This is a genomic window from Methylobacterium sp. E-046, assembly GCF_022829625.1.
GTDB lineage: Bacteria > Pseudomonadota > Alphaproteobacteria > Rhizobiales > Beijerinckiaceae > Methylobacterium > Methylobacterium longum.
Genome location: NZ_JAKSYP010000202.1, coordinates 1 through 3,446, shown reverse-complemented (window position 1 = coordinate 3,446; position 3,446 = coordinate 1). Strand labels below are relative to the sequence as shown.

Below are 3,446 nucleotides of genomic sequence, written 5' to 3'. Positions count from 1 at the left end.
GCGGACGGCCGCATGGGCGGATGGGCGGATGGTCTACCACCTGGGCAACGGGCGCTGGTGGGACGCGGATACCAATCGTTGGCGTGGCGGCTGGGGCAGGCGGATCCGGATCGCGGCAGGGGCCGACATCCTCAGCGTGGTCCGTCGGACTCGGGTAGTGCTGGCCGCGGCCCATCGCGAACACGACCCCTCGAACAACGCGGACGCCAACCTGCCAGCCTTCTGCCAGCGCTGCCAGCAGCTCCATGACCGGCCCGCGCATCCTCGGCGACGGTGGCCCCCGCTGTTCAGACCGAAAGCGCTCGGCGACCTGTTCGGTGGCCCCTACGCCTAGCCGCGCGCTTTCCGTCTGAACAGCGTGCGCCAGCGTCGCCTCTGATGCTCGGGCCGGTCATGGATCATGTGGCAGCGCTGGCAGAAGGCTGCGAGGTTGGCGTCCGCGTTGTTCGAGGTGTCGTGATCGCGATGGGCCGCGGCCAGCACTACCCGAGTCCGACGGACCACGCTGAGGATGTCGGTCCCTGCCGCGATCCGGATCCGCCTGCCCCAGCCGTCACGCCAACGATTGGTATCCGCGTCCCACCAGCGCCCGTTGCCCAGGTGGTAGACCATCCGCCCATCCGCCCATGCGGCCGTCCGCAGCCCTCGCAGCAGCCTCTCGCCCGCCCGAACCGGATCACGGCCGAGAGCTGCGCCCAGTCGATGGGGTAGAAGAAGCGGTGCTCGGGCCGGATCGGCATGGGCGCGCACTGTGCCACCGGACGTGAAGAAAGCGTAGCTACGAGTGCCTCGCCCGCTACTATCCCGGGTTTGATGGAGCAGGGGCCGAACGCCCTAGATGCTACGAGCCTCTCACAACCTGAAGAGGCCACATTTGCGAGCCCGTCGGGGTATCCTGCCCCTTTGCACAGCGGGTCTGGTTGCGACCCCCCGCCTTGGCCTCGTAGAGCGCGCCATCAGCGAGGCGGTAGAGATCCGTCAGCGCGGTTTTCTCCGTAGCGCTTGGCACGCCGCTTGCCAGCCCGATGCTCACCGTGACCGCACCGGCGCCGATGCCGGCTGAGACGATCGACAGGCTCGATACCTCGGCGTGGACCTTCTCCGCGATGCGTAGAGCACCTGCTTGATCGGTATCTGTTAGGAGGATGGCGAACTCCTCACCGCCGACCCGGCAGACGAGGTCGTTAGGGCGATGGACGCTGGCCGAGAGGCACCGCGCCAAGCCTTGCAGCACCTCGTCCCCAACCTGATGGCCGTAGCGGTCGTTGAAACGCTTGAAGTGGTCAGCGTCGACAATAAGCAGAGCCAGCGGCTTACCTGAGCGTCGCGCATTGTCCGTGGCGCGGGTGAACGCGTCCTCGAATGCGCGGCGGTTCGGCAGCTTGGTCAGGGTATCGGTCAGCGACAGCCTTTCGAGTTCAGCCTGCATCGCTTCGCGGCGGCGCAATTCGCGTCCGAACAGCAGCGAGAGTGCGATCGTGAGGCCGCACAGCACCAGCACGATGCCGCCGATGACGATGGCCTTGGCCCGCCACTCGGCCTCGATTGCCTTTGTGGAGAGGGCCACGTTCAGGATCAGCGGCAGGCCGCCGACGCGCGTGTAGGTGTAGTGCCGCTCGACTCCATCACGCGCGGAGGTGTGGACGAAACTGCCACTGGCGTTTCGCAGGAACCCCTGGAAGGTCTGGGTGCCCGCGATGTTCACCCCGATGTCGGCCTCATCGTAGGGGTGGCGCATGATGCGCGTGCCGTCGTTCAGGTAGAGGTTGATCGCGCTGTCTCGGCCGAGATCGATCTGACTGAACAGGTGCGTGAAGTAGGACAGCTTCATGCTGCCCAGAACCACGCCCCCGAAGGTCCCATCGGGTTTGTTGATGCGGCGGCTGAAGGGGAGCATCCGCTCGCCGGTCAGGCGCGAGACGATCGGCCGTCCGACGTAGAGGCCGAGACCCGCCCGGGCCCGATGGATCTGGAAGTACTCGCGATCCAGGTAGTTACCCTTGCGCGGCGGAACGGCATCGATATCGGCGGTGATGGCACCGTGCTCGTCGATGACGATCATCACGCCCATGTCGCGAGCGGTGGCGGCGCGATCGAACAGGATGAGCTGTCGCAGCTCCGGGGTCAGCTCTGGAAGGCCGGGTGTCCTGAGGTTGTCGGCCGCCGCCTGGATCGAGAGGTCGTACATCTCGACGTTGCGGGCGATGTCGCGCTCCAGGACCTGGACGAGGTTCTTGGATGTCTGCTCAGCCTTGTCCCAAGCATCCTGACGCAAGTCGGCGAGCATCAGGCCCGATGCCGCCAGCATGCCGATCGGTGCCAGAACGCCGAGAGTGATCCAGGTGCGGGCGGAACGGAACGGATGCGCCAATCGCTTCAGCGGAGGCATCAGGCACCTCGCGGTTGCGCCTACGCGAGCGCAACTGTGGCATGGCAACACTTAACCGAACCTTTCAGGCTGATGGAGACCGCTATCGACGCCGGCAACATGCACGCCCTCGTCGAGGCCATGCGGACCGAGCGCGGTGCGTGGCGCGAAGAGGCCGAGATGCTGCGGGCACAGTCAGCGTGCAGGGCCTGAAGCTTCAGCCCATCGACCAGAACAGCGGCAGTGCGCCCACCAGGAACAGAGCCGACGAGAGGAGCACGGCGAGGCACTCGCGATGGTGGAGAACGAAGGCGTGGTGGCTGGTGAACATGGCAAGACCGCATCGACGAGAACGACCTACGTTCGCCCCTGAACCTTGACCAATCGGAGGCACTTCAGGCCGTCCACAGGTAGTCGCCGACGCGTGTCGCCGCTGAGCCACATGCAGGGGGGGCCTGAACAGCGACAGCCGCACGACGCGAGGCTCAGCGCGCCGCCAGCGGTGCGGAGGGGTGGAAGACGAACCAAACAGCGTAGCCAACAAGTGCTGCGAAAAGCAGAAAAACAATGATCGTACCGGGTCGCGGCATGCGCTGTTTACCTCACCACGTGTTGAGGGCTGAACCCCCCGCCCCTGCCGCGGTTGCGCAGTTTCAATAACTGCAGGGACGTCGGGGCCGGACCTGCCGCCCGCGCTGCTGTTATTTGCTGGCTCTTGCTGTATCCTGCTGTCCCTCGGTTGGGCATAGCCGTCCTTCTGCCGCCTCCATGTCATCCCCAAGCCGAAGCCGATCGAAGCACCGCGCAGCTGGCCGGAGCAGCGCCGATGCTCTCAAACGTTCGCGTTTGTTTGGAAAAGCTCGAAGACGTTCTGTGCACACCTGTGCACCCTGGGGTGCGGACCGGCTTCCCGGGCGCGATCCGTGACTACGGGTGACTTGGTCTGTAGGGCGATTACCCCGGCTGCTGCGCTCCTGTCCGATCCCGGTTCGGCACCGGTCGCGGCGGTTTTTGTCCCTCGACACATGCCCTACCGCCCGCCATCTTGACCCCGTGCTCGCGCAACACGGCCAGACCT

2 protein-coding genes and 1 pseudogene are annotated in these 3,446 nt (G+C 65.7%); 1 reads left to right on the top strand and 2 read right to left on the bottom strand.

The window, feature by feature from the left end:
• Window positions 1-334, top strand: a 334-nt coding sequence (locus MKK82_RS20720; RefSeq protein WP_243986665.1) for a hypothetical protein, incomplete at its 5' end; no start/stop codon positions are given.
• Here the strand turns inward: MKK82_RS20720 and MKK82_RS20715 are convergent.
• A pseudogene (locus MKK82_RS20715) lies at window positions 331-740 on the bottom strand (hypothetical protein). The gene MKK82_RS20720 and the pseudogene MKK82_RS20715 overlap by 4 nt on opposite strands.
• A gap of 101 nt (window positions 741-841) precedes the next feature.
• Window positions 842-2,389, bottom strand: coding sequence for a sensor domain-containing diguanylate cyclase (locus MKK82_RS20710; protein WP_243986664.1), 1,548 nt, complete (start codon window positions 2,387-2,389; stop codon window positions 842-844).
• Window positions 2,390-3,446 lie beyond the last annotated feature (1,057 nt).

What these genes read in the sequence shown, in the direction of transcription:
- MKK82_RS20710 (WP_243986664.1), bottom strand. Translation starts at nt 2,389, where the DNA reads ATGCCTCCGCTGAAGCGATTGGCGCATCCGTTCCGTTCCGCCCGCACC.